General features: G+C 31.6%; 9 protein-coding genes. 1 reads left to right on the forward strand and 8 read right to left on the reverse strand.

The features are described 5' to 3' along the window. The 8 genes from Q1K13_RS11875 to Q1K13_RS11910 form a co-directional block, all read right to left on the reverse strand. A partial coding sequence (locus tag Q1K13_RS11875; protein ID WP_300351190.1) for a hypothetical protein occupies positions 1-430 on the reverse strand: 430 nt, incomplete at its 3' end. A 198-nt stretch (positions 431-628) separates the two neighbouring features. Continuing rightward, positions 629-1,216 carry a hypothetical protein gene (locus Q1K13_RS11880; RefSeq protein ID WP_300351193.1) on the reverse strand — a complete coding sequence of 196 codons (588 nt, stop codon included), beginning with the start codon at positions 1,214-1,216 and terminating at the stop codon, positions 629-631. Between the two features lie 51 nt (positions 1,217-1,267). Then, a complete protein-coding gene (locus Q1K13_RS11885; protein WP_300351196.1) occupies positions 1,268-1,411 on the reverse strand; it encodes a hypothetical protein in 144 nt (47 codons plus the stop codon). A 132-nt stretch (positions 1,412-1,543) separates the two neighbouring features. Further along, entirely contained in the window at positions 1,544-1,906 is a 363-nt protein-coding gene (locus Q1K13_RS11890; RefSeq protein ID WP_300351197.1) for a hypothetical protein, read from the reverse strand. A gap of 82 nt (positions 1,907-1,988) precedes the next feature. Then, the gene (locus Q1K13_RS11895; RefSeq protein WP_300351198.1) at positions 1,989-2,300 is read right to left on the reverse strand and encodes a hypothetical protein; all 312 of its coding nucleotides are present in this window, start codon (positions 2,298-2,300) and stop codon (positions 1,989-1,991) included. A gap of 15 nt (positions 2,301-2,315) precedes the next feature. After that, on the reverse strand, positions 2,316-2,489 hold the full coding sequence (locus Q1K13_RS11900; protein WP_300351201.1) for a hypothetical protein: 174 nt from the start codon (positions 2,487-2,489) through the stop codon (positions 2,316-2,318). A 66-nt stretch (positions 2,490-2,555) separates the two neighbouring features. Then, positions 2,556-2,819 (reverse strand): hypothetical protein, encoded by a 264-nt coding sequence (locus tag Q1K13_RS11905; protein ID WP_300351203.1) that lies wholly within the window; start codon positions 2,817-2,819, stop codon positions 2,556-2,558. A 288-nt stretch (positions 2,820-3,107) separates the two neighbouring features. Then, positions 3,108-3,389: a hypothetical protein gene (locus Q1K13_RS11910; RefSeq protein WP_300351206.1), complete on the reverse strand. Its 282-nt coding sequence runs from the start codon at positions 3,387-3,389 to the stop codon at positions 3,108-3,110. 671 nt (positions 3,390-4,060) lie between these two features. On the opposite strand from Q1K13_RS11910, the gene Q1K13_RS11915 reads away from it, so the two are divergent. Beyond that, complete coding sequence (locus Q1K13_RS11915) at positions 4,061-4,183, forward strand: hypothetical protein (protein ID WP_300351209.1); 123 nt, start codon at positions 4,061-4,063, stop codon at positions 4,181-4,183. Positions 4,184-4,558 lie beyond the last annotated feature (375 nt).

Consider the following 4,558-nt stretch of genomic DNA (forward strand, 5'->3'; position numbering starts at 1 on the left):
ATTGAGGTGTTTGGTTCATTTTAATTAATGAATCACCAAAAGGTGTTCCAGTTGGAGATACACCTATAACTTGTTGTTCTAACAACTTGTAATCTACATTTTCTTGAAGATTATGTTTTGTTGTAAAATCTTGAAGTTCTACATTTGACTTAAAGAAGGCAACTTGCCCTTTTAAGAAAATTGTATTTATGTATTCAATTGTTGGTAAAGCATCAAGTTGCTTATTAACCTCTTGCTCTACTTGGACTGGTAGATTAGTATTAATCTCTTGCTTTAAAGCATTAAAGTTGTTTGTAATAGTTTCTTGTAGCTGTGTAAATTGACTTGTAAGGTCTTGTCTTAAAGTATCAAAATCACCATTAAGTTTTGTTTCAAAATTTGATTGACTATCTTTGATTGATTGTATCTCTGGGTCATATATCTCTTTCACCCTTGTAAGTGTTAGTTCTACAATCTGGTTAATGTCTGCTTGGACTGTTCCTAAACTTTGTCAATCCTCAGGGCTTTCTAATGGGTTCTTTCCTCTATTGTCTCTCTTTGCTAAGAAATCTTGGATTAATCATTTACCCTTATCATTTACATAAGCATAAGATAACAAGGTGTCTTTTCTATAAAACATTTCTTGGTTTCAATTCATATTAACAAGTGAAACAATGTTTAGCAACTCACCTCTCTCAACTCCACTGTAAGGACCATATAGGTCTTTTCCTCTAAACAAAATATCTAAAACTTTGTTTAATGGTACATACTCATTTGTCTGTGGGTCTTTAATGTTAATTGTGTTGTAAGTTGTAATGTTTAGGTCTTGTGGGTCTCCAAAATCTATCATGTTAGAGTTATTTACATAAGCAACATTCCCTTTTTTAACATTAGGTTGATACTGTGCTAAGTATCTTTTGTCTGCTACTTCTCTTGTAATAAAATCACATTCCTCTTGGATTTCTTCTTCACTATTGCTAAAAGACATTCCATAGGAGTTAAGTTTATAAACCCTAGCATTTTGAAGCAACTTATACACTGCTGGGGCAATTACTTGTCTCTCTAATGGTCTTTGGAAACTTCCATTAACACCACCAATACTAAAACTTTCACTTCCAGTTGAAAAATCATTCCCCATGTTTAAGTTGTATTGTGTTTGAGAAATCATTGCCTGCTTAATTTGTCCTAATTCCCAATTAGTTCTATAAAGTTTGTTTGTAGGGTCAGGTGCCCCCATTTGATTATCAATACCACCATTAGGGTCATTAACATTAGCATAGTTGTAATTTCAAACTTCTACCATTAACCCATTTGTCTCACTATCAAGTAAGACCTTTGCCTGATTAATAGCACTTTGGATAGTTGCTTTTCCAAAGGACATCATATCAGGTCTTTCATCAAGAAACTCATCAATAATTAAAAGTTCTCTCATTTTAAAATCTCCTTAATTTTATTTTATAAATTTAAATCATCTTGAAGGATTGTTAGAGTATAAGATACCAAAGTTCTCATCTCAAAACTTCTTACCAGCATGTCCTTTAAGTGTTGTTAAATAAGCCCATACTCAATAGGGCACATTGTAGAAGGTATATGGTTTAATTTTTCTCCCTGATAATTTAAGTGTTAATTCTTTCTTCTTATCACTATACCTTGCTGCTTTAATCCAACTACTATTCACTGGAAGATAAGTATTAAAATTTTGTCTTAACTTGTCTATGTTTAAAACCTCTTTTTCTTCCACTGAGGGCAACATGCCTCTTCCCATTTTCTTAGAAATGACTTGTACTTTCTTTTCCCAAGTTTTAACTATCATGTGGTCTTGTTTCTGTAATCTCTTGTATATTTCTCTAAACCTTGTCTTTTGACTTGGTGAGTTCCATACATTTATTGGGGTGTTCTTTGAAAGTTTAACCCCATGAGATAACATTAACTTTTCTAAAATTTCATTAAAGGCCATTGTAAATAAAAAAAATTAGAGAGTGTTTTTAGGCACCCCCTAATATTATGGTCTAAGCAATTTTTGTCTCAACTAAACCAATGATTAGTTCAGGTCTTAGAGTACCAATACCAAACTGATATTTAGTAATAAATCTTGGGTTAGCAGTGTTTTGTTCAATAACTTGTGTTGTTTGCATCAAGTTCATTGGCATAGCAATTGCTTCATTATGTACTACTACACCTACAAACTTTGTTGTATCTAATGCCTTGTCTTTGCTAAATGAAGTACCTGCTGGAATAGAGTTTTTTAGCATTGGGTCAATAGCATACTTAAAGTTTCCTAAATTAACCCCTTCTAAATCACTTCCAATAGCATAAGTCATTCCATTTAAAACACCTCAAAAGGCATTTCTCATGTGAACATCACTCACTGGGTCTAAGAACACCATAAACTCTGCTTTTTCAATCCCCATAGTTCTCTTGTTGTAAGTTTTTGACTTCTTAGCAATTTCAATTGAAATTCTATTCATTGCTTTTCTACATTCCTCAGGTGTTGGTTCTTCTTTAAACAATTCAGGTACTAGAATATTTTGCTTTTTACCTTGAGCATCAGTTGTTAAAAACTTAACAATGTGTGCTCAGAAGTGAGCATTTAAGTCATTTTGGATTGCTAAGGCACTAGCACTAGCAATAATTCCAATAACATATTCCATATCCCCTAATCTTGTTTGGTCAAAAGTTTCTACATCATACTTGATGTCCCTTCTTGTATCAATGCTGATTTCAACTAAACCACTTTGTGGAATTTGTGAAGTTGTTGTACCATCACCATAATCCTCAGCTTGTAGAATTTCAGGCACTTGATAAGCAACTGTACCAGACTTAACACTTGATGGATTCATCATAGTTGCTGTTTTTCAACTAAATGAAGTCTTAGAAAGAATTCTTAAAACTCTCTTTTGGACATCTAATGCTATCTTTCCACCAGCACCATCACCTAAGACCATACCTGACATACCTGTAATAACTGCCATTATAATCTCCTTAAAATTTTATTCTTTAAACCAGACATTGCTATTGTGATAAATTGTTCCTTCAACCAATTCATCATCAGTGTCTAACAAGTCTTTTACCACACTTGTGTCATTTGGTTCTTTTACAGTAGTGTCTGTGCTACTAGAACTAAATGCTCATCCCTTTGACTGCTTAACTTCATTAAAGTACTTTTCAGTACCCTTCTCAGTCAAGTTTGTTAGATTGTCCTGCTCCAACTTGTAAAAGTCATCAAACTTGCTTTTATCACCACCATTGGTAATGAAAGTTTCCTTGACCTTCAACTTGTTGTAATCACTTTGTAGCAAGTCATAAGTGTCCCTGCTAATGTATTTTTCATCATACTTTGCCTTGACCTTGCTAACAATGTTGTCTAGGTCCTCCTGTGTGTATTTTAACTTAACTTCTTGGTCACCCATAGTTAATTCTCCCTTTTTTTTCTTGGTGTAGTTTAGAATATATCACAAGTTTGTAAAAAAGTAAAGAAAAGTGAATTACTAGTGTTAGAGGATTGTTAAATATTAAGAGATTAAATTACTAAGAGAGTGAAAACATGAATTACTAAGAGAGTGTTAGTAGTACCCCCCTCTAAACTCTTTTTATCCACCCCTACCTAGTGTAGAGTACTAACACATACACACCTAACACTTGCTAGTAGAACATATCTCAACTCTCTAAACTTAGCACTAGTGGAGTGATATATAACACTTAGCACTCTATGCTTTACAGTAAGCAGTTAGCAACAAGTAGCAAATATTAGCTCTCTAATGGTAGCAAGCAGTAAGCACTTGGTAGTTAGTAATCTAGTGTTCTAAACTTAACACTCTATGTTCTAAACTTGATGCTATAATCTAAGTACTTACTAAGTTAAAACTTGATGCTCTAAATGTTAATGCTTGATGTATGATTGAATAAAATATACTAATTACTCTACACTCTCTACTCTTAACTACTCATAAATTTATTAAATCTTATATATATAACTATTTATTAATACTATATAAAAATATTGTAAATAGTATAATTATGTGTTATAATAATATTAGAAGCAGCAAAAAAGATTGCTTCAAAAGAGAAAGGAAATATAAAAATGATTAAAATAAAATCAATTATTGAGGTTGCTAAATATTACAACTTAGATTTTGAAAGTTTAGAAATATCAGTCAAAAATAACAACACTATATATGTAGCTGATAAAGATAGAAATATCTGAGCAGAACTAACAGAGCAACAAAAATAAAAAATAACAAAGAGAAAGAGAAAGAGGAAATAAAAATATGAATGAAAATTTTAATTTAATAGAAACAGCACTAATAACAATTTACAATAAGGAACAAAAAAGTAATAGTTGAGCATATTTAACTATTGAGCAAATCCAAGGTATTATAGATTACTTAATGGATGACTTGAATATTGACCTAGGAACTTTTGATGTTCAGAGCTTTATAGATAACCAACTAATTAATGGTTTGGGTTTTGATGAACAAGGCCAACCAATTTATGATGAACAAGAATAAGAGAATATAGGAGAATAGAAAATGGAAATTTTAAAAAATTTAATTGAGTCAAAAAAATATGATTTACAAAA

Source organism: Clostridium sp., assembly GCF_029267215.1.
Taxonomy (GTDB): Bacteria; Bacillota; Clostridia; order Clostridiales; family Clostridiaceae; genus Sarcina.